The organism is Nocardia sp. NPDC057440, from assembly GCF_042802915.1.
Classification (GTDB): domain Bacteria; phylum Actinomycetota; class Actinomycetes; order Mycobacteriales; family Mycobacteriaceae; genus Nocardia.
Genome location: NZ_JBHVDF010000010.1, coordinates 44,429 through 62,981 on the forward strand (window position 1 = coordinate 44,429; position 18,553 = coordinate 62,981).

At 68.6% G+C, this 18,553-nt stretch carries 21 protein-coding genes; 10 read left to right on the plus strand and 11 right to left on the minus strand.

From position 1 onward, the window contains the following. Positions 1-105: 105 nt before the first annotated feature. Both ACFU4Z_RS21175 and ACFU4Z_RS21180 read right to left on the minus strand, forming a co-directional pair. Entirely contained in the window at positions 106-1,623 is a 1,518-nt protein-coding gene (locus ACFU4Z_RS21175) for a methyltransferase (protein WP_379065513.1), read from the minus strand. A 99-nt stretch (positions 1,624-1,722) separates the two neighbouring features. Then, complete coding sequence (locus tag ACFU4Z_RS21180) at positions 1,723-2,463, minus strand: VOC family protein (RefSeq protein WP_379065515.1); 741 nt, start codon at positions 2,461-2,463, stop codon at positions 1,723-1,725. 293 nt (positions 2,464-2,756) lie between these two features. Here ACFU4Z_RS21180 and ACFU4Z_RS21185 point away from each other — a divergent pair, with 293 nt between their 5' ends. Beyond that, the gene (locus ACFU4Z_RS21185) at positions 2,757-4,013 is read left to right on the plus strand and encodes an MFS transporter (RefSeq protein ID WP_379065957.1); all 1,257 of its coding nucleotides are present in this window, start codon (positions 2,757-2,759) and stop codon (positions 4,011-4,013) included. 17 nt (positions 4,014-4,030) lie between these two features. Here the strand turns inward: ACFU4Z_RS21185 and ACFU4Z_RS21190 are convergent, their stop codons facing one another. Continuing rightward, on the minus strand, positions 4,031-4,447 hold the full coding sequence (locus tag ACFU4Z_RS21190; protein ID WP_379065517.1) for a DUF3099 domain-containing protein: 417 nt from the start codon (positions 4,445-4,447) through the stop codon (positions 4,031-4,033). 107 nt (positions 4,448-4,554) lie between these two features. Here ACFU4Z_RS21190 and ACFU4Z_RS21195 point away from each other — a divergent pair, with 107 nt between their 5' ends. Continuing rightward, complete coding sequence (locus ACFU4Z_RS21195) at positions 4,555-4,791, plus strand: DUF3039 domain-containing protein (RefSeq protein ID WP_328403537.1); 237 nt, start codon at positions 4,555-4,557, stop codon at positions 4,789-4,791. On the opposite strand, the gene ACFU4Z_RS21200 is transcribed toward ACFU4Z_RS21195, so the two are convergent. Continuing rightward, positions 4,764-6,032, minus strand: a complete 1,269-nt coding sequence (locus ACFU4Z_RS21200) for a YihY/virulence factor BrkB family protein (protein ID WP_379065520.1) — start codon at positions 6,030-6,032, stop codon at positions 4,764-4,766. The genes ACFU4Z_RS21195 and ACFU4Z_RS21200 overlap by 28 nt on opposite strands. A 189-nt stretch (positions 6,033-6,221) precedes the next feature. On the opposite strand from ACFU4Z_RS21200, the gene ACFU4Z_RS21205 reads away from it, so the two are divergent. Together ACFU4Z_RS21205 and ACFU4Z_RS21210 are read left to right on the plus strand one after the other, a co-directional pair. Next, positions 6,222-7,973: a DEAD/DEAH box helicase gene (locus tag ACFU4Z_RS21205; protein WP_379065959.1), complete on the plus strand. Its 1,752-nt coding sequence runs from the start codon at positions 6,222-6,224 to the stop codon at positions 7,971-7,973. A 6-nt stretch (positions 7,974-7,979) separates the two neighbouring features. Then, positions 7,980-8,225 carry a hypothetical protein gene (locus ACFU4Z_RS21210; protein ID WP_379065522.1) on the plus strand — a complete coding sequence of 82 codons (246 nt, stop codon included), beginning with the start codon at positions 7,980-7,982 and terminating at the stop codon, positions 8,223-8,225. A gap of 12 nt (positions 8,226-8,237) precedes the next feature. Here ACFU4Z_RS21210 and ACFU4Z_RS21215 read toward each other — a convergent pair whose 3' ends face one another. Next, positions 8,238-8,855 (minus strand): TetR/AcrR family transcriptional regulator, encoded by a 618-nt coding sequence (locus ACFU4Z_RS21215; RefSeq protein ID WP_379065524.1) that lies wholly within the window; start codon positions 8,853-8,855, stop codon positions 8,238-8,240. A gap of 107 nt (positions 8,856-8,962) precedes the next feature. On the opposite strand from ACFU4Z_RS21215, the gene ACFU4Z_RS21220 reads away from it, so the two are divergent. Continuing rightward, the gene (locus tag ACFU4Z_RS21220; RefSeq protein ID WP_379065526.1) at positions 8,963-9,703 is read left to right on the plus strand and encodes an SDR family NAD(P)-dependent oxidoreductase; all 741 of its coding nucleotides are present in this window, start codon (positions 8,963-8,965) and stop codon (positions 9,701-9,703) included. On the opposite strand, the gene ACFU4Z_RS21225 is transcribed toward ACFU4Z_RS21220, so the two are convergent. Then, positions 9,704-10,489 (minus strand): AraC family transcriptional regulator, encoded by a 786-nt coding sequence (locus tag ACFU4Z_RS21225; protein WP_379065528.1) that lies wholly within the window; start codon positions 10,487-10,489, stop codon positions 9,704-9,706. Positions 10,490-10,543: 54 nt separating this feature from the next. Between ACFU4Z_RS21225 and ACFU4Z_RS21230 the strand changes: the two genes are divergently transcribed. Next, positions 10,544-11,119 carry a class I SAM-dependent methyltransferase gene (locus ACFU4Z_RS21230; protein ID WP_379065530.1) on the plus strand — a complete coding sequence of 192 codons (576 nt, stop codon included), beginning with the start codon at positions 10,544-10,546 and terminating at the stop codon, positions 11,117-11,119. Positions 11,120-11,201: 82 nt separating this feature from the next. Here ACFU4Z_RS21230 and ACFU4Z_RS21235 read toward each other — a convergent pair whose 3' ends face one another. After that, positions 11,202-11,756, minus strand: a complete 555-nt coding sequence (locus ACFU4Z_RS21235; protein WP_379065532.1) for an SWIM zinc finger family protein — start codon at positions 11,754-11,756, stop codon at positions 11,202-11,204. Next, on the minus strand, positions 11,756-13,579 hold the full coding sequence (locus ACFU4Z_RS21240) for a DEAD/DEAH box helicase (RefSeq protein ID WP_379065534.1): 1,824 nt from the start codon (positions 13,577-13,579) through the stop codon (positions 11,756-11,758). The genes ACFU4Z_RS21235 and ACFU4Z_RS21240 overlap by 1 nt, the downstream gene beginning before the upstream one ends. Before the next feature lie 181 nt (positions 13,580-13,760). Here ACFU4Z_RS21240 and ACFU4Z_RS21245 point away from each other — a divergent pair, with 181 nt between their 5' ends. Then, entirely contained in the window at positions 13,761-14,471 is a 711-nt protein-coding gene (locus ACFU4Z_RS21245) for a TetR/AcrR family transcriptional regulator (protein WP_379065961.1), read from the plus strand. Between the two features lie 71 nt (positions 14,472-14,542). Here ACFU4Z_RS21245 and ACFU4Z_RS21250 read toward each other — a convergent pair whose 3' ends face one another. Further along, a complete protein-coding gene (locus ACFU4Z_RS21250) occupies positions 14,543-14,737 on the minus strand; it encodes a hypothetical protein (protein WP_150405918.1) in 195 nt (64 codons plus the stop codon). A gap of 273 nt (positions 14,738-15,010) precedes the next feature. Between ACFU4Z_RS21250 and ACFU4Z_RS21255 the strand changes: the two genes are divergently transcribed. Continuing rightward, positions 15,011-15,370: a DUF952 domain-containing protein gene (locus ACFU4Z_RS21255; protein WP_379065536.1), complete on the plus strand. Its 360-nt coding sequence runs from the start codon at positions 15,011-15,013 to the stop codon at positions 15,368-15,370. Here the strand turns inward: ACFU4Z_RS21255 and ACFU4Z_RS21260 are convergent, their stop codons facing one another. Both ACFU4Z_RS21260 and ACFU4Z_RS21265 read right to left on the minus strand, forming a co-directional pair. Beyond that, positions 15,371-16,018: a response regulator gene (locus ACFU4Z_RS21260; protein WP_379065539.1), complete on the minus strand. Its 648-nt coding sequence runs from the start codon at positions 16,016-16,018 to the stop codon at positions 15,371-15,373. Then, entirely contained in the window at positions 16,015-17,220 is a 1,206-nt protein-coding gene (locus ACFU4Z_RS21265) for a sensor histidine kinase (protein ID WP_379065541.1), read from the minus strand. Before ACFU4Z_RS21265 ends, ACFU4Z_RS21260 begins: the two co-directional genes overlap by 4 nt. A 108-nt stretch (positions 17,221-17,328) precedes the next feature. On the opposite strand from ACFU4Z_RS21265, the gene ACFU4Z_RS21270 reads away from it, so the two are divergent. Both ACFU4Z_RS21270 and ACFU4Z_RS21275 read left to right on the plus strand, forming a co-directional pair. Then, on the plus strand, positions 17,329-18,024 hold the full coding sequence (locus ACFU4Z_RS21270; RefSeq protein ID WP_379065543.1) for a GAP family protein: 696 nt from the start codon (positions 17,329-17,331) through the stop codon (positions 18,022-18,024). A gap of 44 nt (positions 18,025-18,068) precedes the next feature. Continuing rightward, the gene (locus ACFU4Z_RS21275; RefSeq protein WP_379065545.1) at positions 18,069-18,551 is read left to right on the plus strand and encodes a cation:proton antiporter regulatory subunit; all 483 of its coding nucleotides are present in this window, start codon (positions 18,069-18,071) and stop codon (positions 18,549-18,551) included. Positions 18,552-18,553 lie beyond the last annotated feature (2 nt).

The following is an 18,553-nucleotide window of genomic DNA, read 5'->3' on the forward strand; positions in this document are numbered from 1 at the left end:
TGAACTGCGGTTTCCAGCGCTTCCGTCTGAGAAGTTCCTGAGAAGCATTCGGAATCGGAACACTCGTTGCCGAGCGCGTCCGCCGCCCACCGGTGCGGCCGTCGGTCAGACGGGTCGCACCAATCCGTGGCGGACCAATCCGGCCACCACCGAGAGTGCGTCGGCCATGAACTCCGTGGTCACCTCGTCGGATCCGGTGGCAACCGCCAGCAGTTCGATCAACTCGTACAACGGCATCCCATCCGCCCGCATTCCCGCGACGAGGGCGATGGTGGATTCGTCAACCTCGTGCTGCCAGCGCGGTCCGTCGCCGCGGTGCAGCCGTGCGACCTGCTGGGCCCAGCCGTCCTCTCCCGGCAGATAGACACGTTCCAGCGCGGTCGCCGGATCCACCGCGAAACGTGAAGACCAGGCAAGGTTTTCGTCGCCTGCGGCGGCGCGCAGCCAGGCCGAGCGCTCGAAATACCTGGTCGCCTCGTCGCCGAGCGGGTCGTCGAAGCCATGCGTGAGGTCCTCGGCGAGCAACTCGGTCGGGCCGTCGATGGCGTGCAGATAGACGAAGCCGAAGCCGATGCCCTCGACATCGGCCGCGGTGAAGGCGTCGAGCCACTGTTCGGCGCGGGCCTGCGCGGCTGGGTCGCGCGGATCGAGTCCGGCGTCGCGCAGCCAGGTGCCCACATACAAGGCGGGATCGGCGACGTCGCGCTGCACCACCCAGGCGTCGACGCCGTGCGCGGGCAGCCAGGACGACACGCGGTGCCGCCAGTCCTCGCCGTCCACGTGCGCCCACGCCGCGAGCATCGCGGCGGTGCCGCCGGGGGCGAGCAACTCCGGGGCCTGGGAGATCACCAGTTCGCTTGCGCCGTCGAGGGCGAGGCCGGAATCGCGGTACGTGTGCTCGATGCGGGCGGGGCCGACCACGAAGGGCGGGTTGGCCACCACCTGGTCGAAGCGGCGTCCGGCCACCGGCTCGAACCAGGAACCTTCCAGCAGCTCGATGTCGAGGCCGTTGAGTGCCGCGGTCGCGTCGGCAAGCCACAGCGCGCGCGGGTTCACGTCGGTGGCGGTCACCCGGTCGGCATAGGAGGTCGCGTGCACGGCCTGCACGCCACAGCCGGTGCCGAGATCGAGTACCGAACCGACCTTGCGGGTCGGCGTCGCGCGCAGCAGCGACAGCGAAGCGTGGCCGACGCCGAGCACATGCTCTTCGGTCAGTGTGCGCCTTCGCATCGAGTCGTCGAGATCGGACAGGATCCACCGGGTGCCGACGCCGACGTCCAGGGGGCGCAGGTCCAATGCCGCGCGCACCAGATCACCGTCCCGGTCCAGCAATCCGGCCGCGACGGCGCGCTCGATATCCACGGGTGCGAGCGCGGCGGCCACGTCCCGCCGGGGCAGTGCGTCGCCGAGCAACAGCAACCGGATCAGGGTGCCGAGTTCGCCCGCGTCCCGTGCGGCGCGACGCACCGGCACCGGCTCCGACCGGCCGAGCGCCGCGTGCACTTCGACTCCGAGCACCTCGAGCAGCGTGTCCGCGTCATAGCGGACACGGGTCAGCGCGGTCCGCAGATCCGGGCACAACGCGCTGAGCAGCGATCCGGTCGTCGTCTGGTTCGTAGGCACATCGGTACTCTGCCACCGCGACCGCGCAGCGCTCGCCAGGTGTTCGCCGTGTCACACATCCGCTTGCCGTCGAGACTCGGTCGGGTGCCGCAGCCGCCGTCAGACTCCGTCCGGGTCGCGGGAGGTGATGCAGTAGGTGGCGTCGCCGGGGTCGGACATGACGATCCAGTGTTCGTGATTCTGGATGCGGGTCGCGCCGAGGGATTCGTGCCAGTCGGCGGTGGCGTTGATATCCGACGACGACAGGTCGATATGCGCGCTGGTCGGGCGATCCGCACCGAGGCGCTGCAGCAGCAGCTGGATGGGCAGCCGGTTTTTCGCGCGCAGCCGGGAGAACTCCGGCAGCCTGCCCTGCTGCTGCTCCCAGCCGGTCAGGACGCTCCAGAAGTGTGACTCGGCCTCGTGATCGGCGGCGCCGATGTCCAGGCAGACCTGGTCCAAACGGGTCAGCGTGCCGTCCGGCGCGCTGACGGCGGGAGCGGGCTGGCCCTTGGCGCGGCCGCTGGGGGTGAAGCAGAACGTCTGGCCCGACGGCGAGCGCAGGACGGCATAGTCCGGGTGGTTGGCGACCAGGTCGGCGCCGAGGTCGAGCGCGATGCGAACGGCGGCGGCGATGTCGTCGACATCGAAGTCGATGTGCACCCCGCCGAGGCCGGTGACCGACTGCATTTTGACCCCTGCGGCCGCGAACAGCGCGGGATCCGGTAGGAGCGTGAGGAATTCGTCGTTCGCGCCGCGGCGGGGCGAGAGCTGGGTGCCGGTGATCGTGGACCAGAACGTCGCGCAGTCGTCGAAACGCTGCGCGGGCCGATCGAGGAAGGCCCAGGCCCACCGAATCATGCTGTCTCCTCTGTCCTGCGGGGTAGACCCCGACGACCGCGTGAACACTGGTGCGGCACTGCGCCTCTTGCCTGTCGCGTGACTGTGCGCCACGCCACAACGACGTTCTCTCGAATTCCCCGCCACACAGTAAAGGGCGGCCGGTGCGCTGTCGAGGCGGCGCCGGTCGCGCCGGGGTGGCACGATCTTGGCGGTTAATGGCATCCCGGCCACTCGTTCCCCAAGGGAGATTCCGGCACGCTCAGCAGGTGACCGAACTGCAGACGCCCCCGGCGCAGGGACATATCGATTCCATGAACCGGCCGTGGCTGCATCCCGCATGGACCGTGGCGGGTGTGGGGTTCGTCGCACTGCTCGGCGCCGCGGCTTTCCGGTCGGTGCCGAGCGTGCTGATGGATCCGCTGCACGAGGAATTCGGGTGGTCGCACGGCACCATCGGCGCGGCCGTCTCGCTGAATATGCTGTTGTACGGCCTGATTTCGCCGTTCGCCGCCGCGCTGATGGACCGCTTCGGCATCCGCAGGGTGGTGGCGTGCGCACTGCTGCTCGTCGCGGCGGGCAGCGGGCTGACGGTGTTCATGACACAGCCCTGGCATCTCGTGCTGACCTGGGGTCTGTTGGTCGGCGTCGGTGTCGGCTCGATGTCGATGCCGTTCGTGGCGACCATCACCGGCCGCTGGTTCGTGCGCCAGCGTGGACTGATCACCGGAGTGCTCACCGCCGCGGGCGCGACCGGGCAGCTGATCTTCCTGCCCCTGGTGTCGGCGGTGGCACACGATCACGGCTGGCGGGCGCCGTCACTGATCGTCGCAGGCGCCGCGTTGGCCGTGGTGCCGCTGGTGTGGCTGTTCATCCGCGATTTCCCCAGTGACGCAGGCGTTTCCGCCTACGGCGCCGAAGCGGGCAGCTCGGTGGGCCTGCGCACGCCCGCGACCGGCGGTGCGATGCGCGCGCTGACCGTGCTGGCCACCATCGCGCGCCGACCCGGATTCTGGCTGTTGGCAGGCGGATTCGCGATTTGCGGCGCATCGACCAACGGCCTGGTCGGCACCCACTTCGTCAGCGCCGCACACGACCACGGCATGCCGTCCACCACGGCGGCGGGCCTGCTCGCGCTGGTCGGCATTTTCGACGTCGCGGGCACTATCGCCTCGGGCTGGCTCACCGACCGGGTCGACCCCCGCTACCTGCTGGTCGGCTACTACACCCTGCGCGGACTGTCGCTGCTCATCTTGCCGTCGCTGTTCTCGCCGCACACGCAGCCCAGCATGTGGGTGTTCATCATCTTCTACGGCCTCGACTGGATCGCCACCGTGCCGCCGACGGTGATGCTGTGCCGCGAGCTGTTCGGCACGGATGGTCCGGTCGCGTTCGGCTGGGTGTTCGCCGCACACCAAATCGGTTCGGCGATCGCCGCGACCGGGGCGGGCGTCATCCGCGATCTCCAGGGCAGCTACACCACGGCCTGGTATATCGCGGGCGGGCTCTGTGGCATCGCGGCACTGCTCTCAGCGCGAATGCGGCGCACGGCCGCCGCTATTCCCGGGTAGTCCCGTTCGGGCGGAACTCAGCTGTCGATGGCCTTGTGCGGACGCGATTCGATGGCGGCGCGGCGCTCGTCCCAGCGGCTCGGCTCGTCTTTGCGGCGCGGCGGGCGATCGTTGGCGATCAGCACCGCGATCCAGGGCAGCGGGATGGATGCGGCGATGATGAGAATCGAGATGAGGGCATTGCTGAAGGCGCTGTAGGCGAACGCGGCCAGCACCAGGCAGGGGATGCGGAAGGCCATGATGATCGTGTACCTGCGGACACGGGCGCGATGCTGATCTTCCAGCGACGGTGCGGCCTCGGTGATCAGCACCGGGTGCTTGTCGTCGCTGCCGGGAAAGTAGCCGGAGGAGCGTTCGGGAGTGGGCACCGTCACGTCCGGGCGATCACCGCGGCCGATGTCGTCGGCGTCGGAGGAATCGCCGTACTGCTGCATACCCTCGAGTCTTCCACTGTCGGCGATCAACCGCACATGACCTGGTCAGCGACTTCTGCCGCGACCGTATTCGGCCACTCGCGCCCGGATGCGGCATCATGGAATCCGTGAGTACCGAGACTCTGGTTCGGCCGGACACGACTACCGACGAGACGACGGGCGACGACACCCCGAAGTTCTTCCACTATGTGAAGAAGAACAAGATCGCCGAGAGCGCCGTCATGGGCACCCACGTGGTCGCACTGTGCGGTGAGGTCTTCCCGGTGACCCGTTCCGCGAAGCCCGGTTCGCCGGTGTGCCCCGAGTGCAAGAAGGTCTACGACGGGCTACGCAAGGGCGACTGAGTCGAGTCGGCCCCACCCGGCGGCGTCGTGATCGATGCCGTCCGGGAATTCGATGGTGCCTGCGGCCCCGGGTTCGGCTCGGGGCTTTGTGCTGTCTCGGGGCTCGGCGTTTTCGCCAGGCGCACGGATTCCGTCTCCGCCGTGCGATTCGGCGCGGATTCGGTCCCGGCGCTCGCGGCGTCCGCGGTGGGAACGTCGGCTGCCGACTCCTCGGCGGCTGCCACATCACCGAGAATCTGGTTGGACAGCCACTCCTTCACCTGGTCGATGCGAGTGCTGCCGGCAGGCCAGAACTCCTGGACCGTGGCATTGAATTCCGCGCCGAGGATCACCGCGAACGCGAGGAAGAACGTGAACAGCAGGAACGCGATCGGGGTGGCGAGTGCGCCGTAGCTGACACCGGTCCTGGTCACCCAGGACAGATATCGGCGCAATCCCTCGCTGGCGGCCATGAAGAACACACCGGCGACCAGGGCTCCGCCGAAGAGCCGGTGCCACGGCAGCGATCGGTGCAATGCCAGCTTGTAGAGCGTGGTGAGGCCGATGATCAGCAGCAAGCCGACACCCGGGTAGTAGAACGCGTCGATCAAGCGCAGTCCCGGCTCGCGCCACGAGTCCGGCAGCGCCCGCCCGATCAGCGTAGGCCCGAGTGCGATCAGCGGCAGGATGAACACCGCCGCGATCAGGAACAGCACATACAGCAGCAACGCGAAGATCCGCTGCCACACCGGATGCCGGGCATCCTGCTGTCCGTGCGCCTCGACGATGGAGTCGACGAACGTCGCCATCGCGGAGGATCCCGCCCACAGCGACAACACGAAACCCACCGACACGAAGGCGGCCCGCCCGCGCCCGAGGACATCGGTGACCGTCGGTTCGATCAGGTCCGACACCACGGTCGTGCTGAACAGATCCCGGCTGAACACGATGATTTTCTGCTCGACGATCTCCACCGTGTCGGGCCCGAACCACTCGCCGACGTAGCCGAGGCTGCCGAGCACGCCGAGCAGCAGCGGCGCCAGCGACATCGTCTGCCAGAACGCCGCGGCCGCGGACTTCGCGAATATGGAATCGTTCCATGCCTTCACCGCGACGCGGGCGACGAGCCTGCCGCTCTGCCGGCCCGCGCGCGCCAGCCAGGCGGCCGTGCCGCGGACATAGCGGGCCGCCGCGGCGGGTTCCGCGCCGCCGCCGCTGTGGATCGCGGTGGTGGGGCTCGATAGGGCACTGTCGTCGGTCATGGTCTCTACAGCATCGCGCACAAGTCGGTTCGGCACCGCTTCGGCGGTGCAACGTGTCGGCGTGCGGCACGTGAACGCGGCGGGAACTCCAGGGCCGACATGTGATGCCGGTCGCCTCGGCCGCGTCGGTTTGGCGACACGCCATACCGGGCCAGTAGGGTCTTCTGCGTGACTGGGTCGGGCGCCGCTGTGGCGGGAGAAGCGGAAACGCCGAGCGATTCGGGAGCATCGAGCGCCACGGTTTCAGGTGGTTCGCTGCGTGCGTGGCAGCGTCGCGCACTGACCAAATATCTGACGACCAAGCCACGGGACTTTCTCGCGGTGGCCACCCCCGGCGCGGGTAAGACCACCTTCGCGCTGCGGGTCGCCGCCGAGTTGCTCGCCGACCGCACCGTTGACCAGATCACCGTCGTCGCGCCGACCGAGCACCTCAAGCACCAGTGGGCGCAGGCCGCGAACCGGGTCGGCATCGCGCTGGATTCGCGATTCTCCAACGCGACGGGCGGCACCTCCGGTGATTACCACGGTGTCGTGGTCACCTACGCGCAGGTCGCCTCGCATCCTTCCCGGCACCGGGTGCGCACCGAAAACCGCAAGACCCTGGTGATTCTCGACGAGATCCACCATGCGGGCGACGCGAAGACCTGGGGTGACGCGGCCGCCGAGGCTTATGGCGATGCCACCCGAAGACTCGCGCTGACCGGTACCCCGTTCCGCAGCGACGACAGTCAGATCCCGTTCGTCACCTACGAACCCGATGAGGGCGGGTTCCCGCGTTCGCGCGCCGACCACGCCTACGGCTACGCCGAGGCGCTCGCCGACGGCGTGGTGCGGCCGGTGGTGTTCCTCGCCTACTCCGGCGAGGCGCACTGGCGCGACAGTGCGGGCGAGGAATACACCGCGCGCCTGGGCGAGCCGCTGAGCGCCGAGCACACCGCGCGCGCCTGGCGTACCGCGCTGGACCCGGCGGGCGACTGGATTTCCGCGGTGCTGCGCGCCGCCGACACCCGCCTGCGGCAGAAGCGCGCCTCCGGTATGCCCGACGCGGGCGGATTGGTGATCGCCACCGATCAGGAGCGCGCCCGCGATTACGCCGAGCTGCTGGAACACATCTCAGGGGAGCGGCCCGCAGTGGTGCTGTCGGATGATCCCGACTCCTCCAAGCGGATCGCCGAGTTCAGCAATAACACCCAGCCGTGGATGGTCGCGGTGCGGATGGTGTCCGAGGGCGTCGACGTGCCGCGCCTCGCGGTCGGCGTGTACGCCACGAGTGCTTCGACCCCGCTGTACTTCGCCCAGGCTGTCGGCCGCTTCGTGCGTGCGCGCAAGCCGGGTGAGACCGCGAGCGTATTCCTGCCCTCGGTCCCGGTGCTGCTGGATCTGGCCGCGCAGCTGGAGTTGCAGCGCGACCACGTCATCGGCAAGCCGCATCGGGAGAAGGACGGCCTCGACGACGAGCTGCTGGTCGATGCCAACAAGCAGAAGGACGAGCCGGGCGAGGACGAGAAGCCGTTCGTCGCCCTGGCCGCCGACGCCGAGCTCGATCAGGTGATCTACGAGGGGTCCTCGTTCGGCACAGCCACCATCGCGGGCAGTGCCGAGGAGGCGGACTATCTCGGCATCCCCGGTCTGCTCGACGCCGATCAGATGCGGGCGCTGTTGCGCGATCGTCAGTCCAGACAGATCGCCGAGCGTGGCGAGTCGAGCACCCCCGACCTCGGCACGCAGGTTGCCAGCGCGGCGCAGCGAGTCGCCACGGCCGACCGGCTCGGCGAGTTGCGTCGCGAGCTCAACAGTCTCGTCGCCATGCACCACCATCGCACCAACAAACCGCACGGCGTCATCCATGGCGAGCTGCGCCGCGAATGTGGCGGCCCGCCAACGGCTTTGGCTACGGCGGATCAGCTTGTCGAGCGCATCGCGGCGCTGCGAAGAAAGTAGCGCTCGGTGTCACGCAACTACCGAGTTCTGCCCGACGGCCGCATTCCGCTCTGGGTGATGCTGGCGGTCGAGGATGCCGCGTACGCGGTGACGCCGTGGCATCGGGCCGATCGGCCGATGCGGCTGTCGGTCGAGGACATCGCGGACGACTGCGATATCTCGCCGGTCGAGGTGGTCGGCGGGGAGTTCACCGCGATCGGCGATTCGACTGCGCTGCACAGCTTTCGGCTGATGCACGACCCGCGCCTGTAGATCGGAGCGTCCTTACGGCGCGCTCGGCACCGAGACGTCGGCGGGCCAGGCGGCCATGGCGCAGTCGATCGACCGTGACAGCTCGGCCAGATCGGCGTGGTCGCGGGCTTGGATGGACAGCCCGTAGAGCACTGTGGTGTAGAAGCTGGCCAGTGCGGCGGTGTCGGCAGTCGGAGCCAGATCACCTTCGGCGACACCGCGATCGAGCCGTCTGCGGATGTTTTCGGTTGTCTCGCGTCGCTTGTCGATGAGGAAGTCGCGCACGCTCTCGTTGCGGGTGGTGTAGGTGGAGCCCGCGAGCACGACCATGCAGCCGTGCGGCTTGTCCTCGACGGTGTAGGCGACCGCGTTGTCGCGCAGCATCGCCTCGATGCCTGCGCGGGCGGTGGGTTCCTCGCGCAGGGCGCGGTCGGTGTAGCCGCCTTCGGTCTGCCCGTACAGCGAGACGGCCTCGCGGAACAGCGCTTCCTTACCGCCGAACGCGGCGTACAGGCTCGGTGAGTTGATGCCCATCGCGGAGGTGAGGTCGCTCATGGACGAGCCTTCGTAGCCGTGCTCCCAGAACACCTCCATGGCGCGTCGTAATGCTTCGGTGCGGTCGAAAGCGCGCGGGCGTCCGCGGGTCACCATGGCGGTCTCCTTTCTGTGTCGATCGTTAAATATACCCCTTGACGCGAGCCCCGGGTATGCGCTTTTCTATTTATGTACTGATCGACACAGAAATTGAGGGAGCGACAATGTCGGATCTGACAGGCAAAGTGGCGCTGGTGACCGGTGGCAGCAGGGGGATCGGCGCCGCGATCGCGCGGCAACTGGCCGCCGCCGGTGCGGATGTGGCAGTGACCTACCAGAGCGCCGATGTGCTGGCGAAGTCCGTGGTCGCCGAGATCGAGGCGCTCGGTCGCCGGGCCATCGCGATTCGGGCGGACAGCGCCGACGCCGAGGACGTCAAGGGCGCCGTCGAACGGACCGCCGCCGAACTGGGCGGGCTCGATGTGCTGGTCAACAATGCGGGCATCTTCCCGGCCAAACCGTTCGAGGAGTTCACGGTGGCGGAGGTCGACCGCGCGCTCAACATCCACGCCCGCGCCGCTTTCGTCGGCGCACAGGCCGCGGTGGCGCATATGACCGACGGCGGACGCATCATCAGCATCGGCACCAATTTGTCCGAGCATGCGCCGTTCGGTGGGCTTTCGCTGTACAACCTCAGCAAGTCCGCGCTGAACGGATTCACCAAAGCGCTTGCGCGCGAACTCGGTCCGCGCAACATCACGGTCAACCTGGTGCAGCCGGGCTCGACCGACACGGACATGAATCCGGCCGACGGCGACCACGCCGCACACCAGCGGGAACTGTCCGCGCTCGGCCGCTTCGGCACCGCCGACGACATCGCCGCAACGGTGACCTTCCTCGCGGGGGAAACCGGCCGCAGCATCACCGGTGCGTTCTTCACCGTCGACGGCGGTACGAACTCCTGATCAGCGCGCGAAGTAGCGCCCGGGCGATACGCCGACCGCGCGCCGGAACGCCGCGACATACGCACTCGGCGTGGAGTATCCGACTCGTCCGGCGATCCGCGCGATCGGCACCCCAGCAGCCAGCGGGGGCAGCGAGGCGGCGAGCCGGATCTGAGTTCGCCACTGGCCGAAGCTCATTCCGGTCTCCGCGACGAACAGTCTGGCCAGCGTGCGCGGCGCGGCGGACACGTGAATGGCGAACTGGCCGAGGGTGCGATCATCGGCCGGATCGCGGGTGAGCGCCTCGGCCACCTGCCTGGCCCGTGGGTCCGACGGCGGGTGCGCGCCGATCGGGATCACCTCGACGGGTTCGAGCAGATCGAAAACCACTGCCTCCGCGCGGCGGCGTGGCGCGGGGGCAGTGCCCGGGGCGGTGAGATGGTCGAACAATTCGTGCAGGAGCCGGGTGACCCGCAACATGGTCGGCGCGCCGAAGGAGACCGGGCACCGGTCCGGCTCCACGAAGATGCCGTGCATCGTGGCCCCCTCGGCGGTTCCGGTCCGGTGCCGGGCGTTGCCGGGAATCCACAGTGCCCGGGTGGGCGGCAGTACCCAGTGGCCGTCGCCGATCTCGACCACGAGGACACCCCGTGCGGCCCAGGCGATCTGATGCTGCGCATGCTCGTGGGTGTCGAACCAGTGGCCTGCGGGCAGCACGCCGGCGCCGAAGACCATCGCGGTGTCGCCTGCGGTGGCCGGGAGCACCAGGGATCGGCCGAAGACCGAAGGTTGGCCGTTCTGCGACACAGTGTGTCACCGTAGCCGGTCGTGGCCGCGCCCGCCCGCCCCTAGCGTGAGCTCATGGCAATGAATTTCTTCCACCGAATCCTCTGCCGGTCGGCGATGTGGGAGCGGGCCAGTGCGACGAAGATCGTTCCGTGGGCGCTGTCGGGTCTCGAACTCGGTTCCTCCGCACTGGAGATCGGTCCTGGCTACGGTGCGAACGTGCGCGCCCTGCTGGAGCGAACCAGCACCCTCACCGGACTCGAGATCGACTCCGCACTGGCCGATCGCCTGCGTGACCGGCACGGCAGCGCGATGACCGTCCTCGCGGGCGACGGCGCTGAAATGCCGCTGCCGGACGGCGAATTCGACACTGTGGTGTGCTTCACCATGCTGCACCACGTCCCGACGGTCCGGCAGCAGGACGCACTGATCGCCGAGGCGTTCCGGGTGCTGCGGCCGGGCGGTGTGTTCGCGGGCAGCGATGGACTCGACACCCGAGTCTTCCGCCTGATGCACCTGGGCGACACCTGCCTGCCGGTACCCCCGCAAGACGCCGCCGAGCGCCTCGCCAGGGTCGGTTTCACCGACATCGAGATCGACACCGGCGCAGGCAGCTTCCGATTCCGTGCCCATCGGCCCGGAACCCGGTGAAGACCGGCGCCGGCATCCCGGCGGGTCTTCGGAACCCTGCGTCGACAGTGAGTGCAATACGCACGGTCGCGACGTCGGCCGGTCAGCTCGGGTGCGGTCCGAAGTAGCCGGCAGGGTCGAGGGTGTTGATCGGCACCCATCGCGGTGCTTCCACAGTGGTCGCCGCCGCGTCCTGCGCCGGCCGGAAATAGCCCTGGAGTTCGAGGGCGAGGCGGGGGTTCTCGTCGACGCGGCGGGCGATCTCGTAGAACAACGCCAAGACGTGCACGCAGCGGGCCGAACGCGCCGAGCACGAGCAGTCGGTGCCTGCGAGCACGGGCGCCGGGGTCGCGCTCGCTGTGACGAGTGCCCGGTGCATAGCGTCGGTGAGGACGGTCGGGTCGGTGATGATCTCGGCGATCGCGGTAACGGCGACGCGAGGTAGCGGCGTTACCTCGACGTGGGTGACCGAGGCCTGGCCGCCGCGATGGATGGCGGCGCGGACGATGCGGCCCTCGATCGTGGCCTGGACGCCGTGGTTGCGGGCGATGCTGCGGGCTCGGGGGAGCAGTGGTTCGGGGCGGGTCTGGCGTATCGGCTCGGCAAGGCGAACCCAGTCCATGCCCCAGGCGGTGTAGCCGAATTCGTTGTCCGCCATCAGTTCTCCCTCTTGCGGCGCAGGATCGCGACCAGTTGGTCGTCGTCGAGCTTTGCCAGTGCGGCGATACCTGCCGGATCGCCGAGGTCCGACAGCGCGGACTTGCGGTCGTGCATTCCCGCGATGTGCTCCTCGACGGTGGTGCCCGAGGTGAGGGTGGTGATGGTGACGGTCCTGGTCTGACCGATCCGGTGCACCCGATCGGAGGCCTGGGCCTCCACCGCTGGGTTCCACCACCGGTCGAAGTGGATGACGTCGGCGGCGCGGGTCAGCGTGAGACCAGTGCCCGCCGCACGCAGGCTCAGCACCAGGACCGGCGGTCCGTCCTCGGCCTGGAACCCGGAGACGATCGCCGCTCGCTCCGACTGGTTCAGTCCGCCGTGGAAGAACGGCGCGCTCACCCCGAACTGTTCGGAAAGGTGCCGCACCAGCAGCTCGCCGGTCTGCCGATACTGGGTGAATATCAGTGTCGGATCACCGGTTTCGAGATTGTTGGCCACGATGTCGGTGCACAGGTCGAGCTTGCCGGAGCGACCTGCCAGCTCGCCGAGTTCCCCGGTGATCAGGCCGGGGTGATTGCAGACCTGTTTGAGTGCGGTCAGCGCCGCGAGCACCCGGCTCTGGCGCTGGGCGCCGTGGCCGAATCCGTCGTCGATCGCCCGATCGAGCAACTGGTCGTAGAGCGTCTCCTGCTCCGAGGTGAGATCGCACAGCAGATCGCTGTGGATCTTCGCCGGCAGTGACGCGGCGACCTGAGCCTTCTTGCGCGCCAGCACCACCGGTTCGATCGCATCGCGCAGCCGCGCCGCCGCGGCGGCAGAGCCCTCGTGGATCGGCCGCACGAACCGGCGTCGGAACTGGGTGCGGTGCCCGAACAGTCGCGGCGCGACCAGGTTCAGCAGCGCGAACAATTCCTCCAGATGATTCTCCACCGGGGTTCCGGTGAGCGCGACCCGCCCGTCGACGGTGAGTGCGCGCGCCGCCTCGGCGATCTGGGTGCGCGGATTCTTCAGCGCCTGCGCCTCGTCGAAAACCGCTGTCGCCCAGGTTCGGTCGTTCAGTGCGCCCCCGTGCATGCGCAGCGTCGGATACCCGGTGACGATGACCACGCCCGCTTCGGCGGCGAGGTCCCCACCACGCCACACGACCGGACGCAGCCGCGGCGCGAACCGGGTGATCTCGTGCGCCCAGTTGCCGACCAGCGAGGTGGGACAGACAACCAGCTGCGGCCCTGCCGCGGCCCGGCCGAGCAGGAAGCCGATGGTCTGCACCGTCTTGCCCAGCCCCATCTCGTCGGCCAGCACCGCGCCACCGTGCGCGGCGACGGTCTCGTGCAGCCAGCCGACCCCACGTGCCTGATACGGCCGCAGATCCGCCTTCAGCGTGGAACGCAATTCGGCGGCGATGGAAAGGGTTTCGTGTAGCACGCGCAGTGCGCGTTCGGCCGCGTAGATCGACGTGCCGACCGCGTCGGGGACGGCGTGTGCCGCGATCGGAAGCACCTGTCCGATCTGCTGCGCCGACGCGGCAGGCGAAGCGGCGTCCGGCGGGCCGGACGTCTCGTGCGTGGTGTTGTCCGCGGCGGCCGAGGGGGCCGACAGCTCGCCGGGGTGGCGGAGGGCGGACTGCCAAGCGTCGACGGACGGCCCCGCGCCCTCGATGGTCAGGCCGAGTAGATCCTCGGGGTCGACGAGCGCGCAGTCGACGTCCGCGACCTCGATGGCGTCGCGCGCGCCGGTCGGCACCGCGAGCCGCATGGTCTCGTGGGCGCCCTCCGGTGCGCGTCCGACGGCATGCCCGGTCCAGGTCCACAGCGCGAACATGTGACGGTCGGGAAGATATGTGGCCTGTGTGCTGGGCAGAGCGCACCCCTAGTTCGTCGTATGGTGTACGGAGTATTGTAACAACGTACACCGTACTGGATTTATTTCGAGGAGGCACGTGACCAACGGCACCAGTCCCGACCAGGCTGAACAGCTGATAGGCCTGCTCTGGCGGCACACCATGCCGCAGCGTCCCGGCGGCCGCGGACCCAAACAGACAGTCAGCGTCGACGCCGTAGTCACCGCCGCGGTCGCCCTCGCCGACCGCGAGGGCTACGAGAAGGTGTCTATCCGTGCGGTCGCCGCCGAGCTCGGCCTCAAACCCATGAGCCTCTACACCTATGTCCCGAGCAAGGACGCGCTGGCGGTGCTGATGGTCGACGCGGTGGCCGACGAGGACGCGCCCATCCCGGGCGAGGTGCCCGTGCGCGATCGGATGGCCGCGATCGCCACTGGAGTGCGCGCCGAGCTCATCAACCATCCATGGCTGCTCGAGGTGCCGCCGTGGCGGCTGGTGCTCGGCCCCGGCCGAATGCGGCGCTACGAACGCCAATTGGGCGCGATCGACGGGATCGGTCTATCGGATGTGGCGATGGACCGGGTCATCGCCGTGCTGTCGGAATTCGCGACCGGAAACGCGCGGATGGCCATCGCAGCGACCCGCAGTACCGCCGAACTCTCGGACGCGCAGTGGTGGGAGCAGCACGGCCCGCTGCTGACACAGGCGATGCCGGTGGCGCAGTTCCCGCTGTCCGCGCGCGTCGGGGCGGCCGCGGGCGAGCACTATCAGGCGCCGGCGGATCCGGACGGCGCGTTCGCGTTCGGCCTTGCCGCACTGCTGGACGGCATCCTCGGCGAGTGTGGTGGAACGCCAACAGCGGGCGACGTGTAGGTCGCCCGCTGCTGGTATTCGCGATGTTCTGTTGTTCGATGCTGTTGTGTCGGGACGCGAAACTGGACGGGTCAGATGGCGGGAGCCGATTCCGTATCGATCACGGCTTCGAGCTCACGCAGTCGATCCATGTGTTCGTTCGCGTGATGCTGGCAGAAGAGCAACTCGCCACCTGCGGGCAGTACGGCACGCACTCGTGCAGCCGCCCCGCAGCGGTCGCAACGATCGACCGCGGTCAGTGGGGTGCTTGTCAGGGTTCCTGGCATGACTCCTCCGTCCTGGCTCCCGGCACTACAGTCCGTTCACCTGGTGTGGGGCCCGTGGTCACTCCGCGGGCTCGCTACCGCTACTTCCCAGCAGGGGTATGACTACTCTGTCAGACGTTCGGGACGGGGGCTTTGTTCCCGGAAGTGATTCTGTGTGTTTTCTGTAACACGACCTGGGATTTCGCTAAAGGCGAACATCACTGGTCACGTACCGAACCCCACGCGATCACGATCACGAACAGGCCTATCCAGTTGTCTACCGGGAGATTACCCGTGATCCACGACACTCACACTCTCGTTCACATTTGCACTCTGTCGGAGTGGCTGACCACGCGCCAGACCGGCGAGCACCGGCCGGCTTCGCTCGATGAGGTCGGGTTCATCCACCTGTCCGCGCCGCAGCAGGCACACCTGCCCGCCAATCGGCTGTTCGCGGGCCGCCGGGATCTGGTGCTGCTACGCATCGACCCGGCGCGGGTCGGCGCGCCGGTGAAGTGGGAGCCGGGTGTGCCGAGCGACCCGGAGTCCATGCTGTTCCCGCATCTTTACGGTCCGCTGCCCGCAGGCGCGGTCACCGCCGTCGTCGAGTACCTGCCCGGCCCCGACGGCACTTTCGCCCCACTGGATCGCTGACTACCGATCCTTGGCTTCCCTGGCCAGGATCGCAGCCTGAACCCTGGACCGCACACCGAGTTTGGTGAGCACCCGCGAGACATGCGTCTTCACGGTCGTCTCGCCGATGAACAGCCGGGTGGCGATCTGCGCGTTGGTCAGCCCTTCGCCGAGGCAGTCGAGTACCTCGCGTTCGCGTTCGGTGAGATCGGCGAACCCCTGCGGCGCGGGCTCGGTGTTCTCGATGGTCGTGGCGGCGAAGGCGTTGATCACCGCCGCGGTCACCTCCGGCGCGAGCACGCCGTCACCCGCGGCCACCGCGCGCACAGAGTCCACCAGCGATTGCCCCGACGCGGATTTGAGCACGAATCCCGAGGCGCCGGCTCGCAACGTTCGGAAGACGTACTCGTCGAGGTCGAAGGTAGTCAGGATGAGCACCTTGGCCAGTGCGTCGGCGGTGATCCGGCCGGTGGCGGTGATGCCGTCGACACCGGGCATCCGCACATCCATCAGCACTACATCCGGGCGTAGCGCTTTCGCCTGTGCCACAGCGATATCCCCGTCCGCGGCCTCGCCGATCACCTCGATGTCCGGCGTGGCGTCGAGGATCATCCGCAGGCCGGCCCGGATCGCTCCGTGGTCGTCGGCGATCAGCACCCGAATCGTCACGACATCTCCTTGGTGGTCGAAGTCGGTAGTCGGGCAAGCACTTCCCAGCCCGTGGCAGCCGGTCCCGCTGCGAAGCTGCCGCCGAGCGCGGCCGCGCGCTCACGCATATTCGCCAGGCCACGCCCTGCCTCGGGGTCCTCGGGCTGCTGCCGCGGCGTCGATCTGACCTGATTGCGCACCAGCACAGCCACTGTCGTCGGCTCGACGGACACGTCGATGTCGACCGCTTGTCCCGGTGCGTGTTTCATCGCGTTGGTGAGTGCTTCCTGGACGATCCGGTAGGCGGCCTGGTCGACCGCGCTCGGCAGCTCGACGCCGTCGATGTCCGCGGTCACCCGCACGGTGATCCCGGCCGCCTGGGCCGCGTCGACGAGGATCGGCAGCTGCGCGAGCCGCCGCGGTGCGGCCGGATCGTCCTCGGCGCCGTCGTCGCGGCGCAGCAGCCCGATCATGGTCCGCATCTCCTGCAATGCGCTGACGCTATTGGACCGGATCGAGCCGACGATGCCGGTCACCGCCGGGTCGGCCGAATCCTGGCGGGACAACACACCGAGGGCCGCCTCGGATTGGAGGGCGATCGCCGAGAGGTGGCCCGCGATCACGTCGTGCAGATCGCGCGCCATCGTCTTGCGCTCGTCGGCGATCGCTGCCCGCCGGTCCAGCTCGGCGACCAGGGAAAGCGCTTGCGCGCGTGCGCGTTCAGCGCCCGCGATCTCCCGGTGGTGCCGCACCGACAGCGCCCACCAGATCGAGCTGCCGATGAAGGCGACCGCCGCGGTGATCGCCAGTGCCATCACGCGCCAGTCCCCGGTGAGCACCAAGACCAGTCCTGCCGCCACCGCCGACAGCACCGCGCCCGCCGCCACCACGAACCGGGACCGCGCGGGCGATGCGTACAAGACGGCGGCATAGATCAGATCCGAATACATGATCCAGATCGGCACCGTCGCACCGAGCCACAGGTCGATGCCGAGTGGCACGAGTCCGAGGGCCAGCGCCCACATCGGGATCCTGCGGCGCAGCAGCGACACCGCGCACATCAGCGCGAGCACGCCGAAGCGCACCGTCAGCGACGGATCGATGCTGCCGGAGGTCATCGGATACAGCCCGGCGACATACAGCGTCGCGCCGAAGGCGAACACGAAGACGGCGATCAGCGCGTCCTGCGCCATCGCCGACAACGCCGACCACTGCCTCCTCACGTCCCCATCACAGCACACCGGGCGCGCGCACAGGTCCACCGAAGTGATGAGCAGTCGTCGGTCCGACGGCCGACGCCGACGCCGCCCGACACGGGGGAGTCTCGGTTGGTGACACTGATACTCGCCCTGATCGGACTTGCCCTGGTGGACAGCACCAGCATCGGCACGCTGATCATCCCCGTGTGGTTGCTGCTCGCGCCGCATCGTCCGCCCGTACGCCGCATGCTGGTCTACCTGGCCGCGATCGCGGCGTTCTATTTCCTCGTCGGTGTGCTCGGCCTGTTCGTCGTGGATTCGGGTCTGGAGCGTTTTCGCGATGCCGCGCACAGCCCGTGGCTGCTGGTGCCGCAACTGGCGCTCGGCGTCGCGCTGTTCGCGGTCTCGTGGCGATTCGACTCCACAAAGCGCCGAGCGCGTAGTGAGCCGGATCGGACCGCCGCGTGGCGCACCCGAGTACTTGCCGCACAATCTTCCGCTGCCGGGCTCGCGGTGCTCGCGCTCAGCGCGGGGACGCTGGAGGTGTTCTCGATGGTGCCCTACCTGGCCGCCCTCGGCCTGTTGGTGACCAGTCACCTGCCGATCGCGTCCTCGGTGACATTGCTGGCCGGTTACTGCGCGGTGATGGTCGGGCCCGCGCTGGTGCTCATCGCCGCACGGACGATGTGGCACAGCAGGATCGAGCCGCTGCTGGTCCGGGTCGACACGTTCCTGAGCAGGCATGCCGACAGTGCGACCGGCTGGGCGCTGGCCATCGCCGGGATCGTGCTCGCGCGCGGCGCGATCGGTGGGCTCGTCGGCGGTTAGCCTCAGCGGAGTGCGCGTCGCACTCGAGCGCTAGGGTGGACACTGTGAATGTCGATGTCACCGCTCTTCCCGGGATCGGGGTCCGCAAGGATTTCTCGGCGCGCTCGGGTCGTCGAATCGGCGTGGTCGACCACCGTGACGGCGGCATCGATCTCATCGTGTCCAAACTGGACGATCCCGATGCCTGTGCCGCCCAGATCCCGCTGACCGCCGACGAGGCCGCCGTCCTCGCGAACCTGCTCGGCGCACCCCAGTTGGTCGCGAAGCTGCGCGAGGATCATCGGGATCTGCCCGGTATCACCACCAGACAGCTGCCCATCGGCGACGATTCGCCGTACGAGGGCCGCACCCTCGGCGAGACCGGAATGCGCACGCGGACCAAGACATCGATCGTCGCGGTGATGCGTGCGGGCCAGCTGCACCCCTCACCCGGCCCCGATTTCACCTTCGCCGCCGATGACCTGCTCGTGGTCGTCGGGACGCCCGACGGTCTGGACGCGGCCGCCAAAATTCTTACGCACGGGTGAGC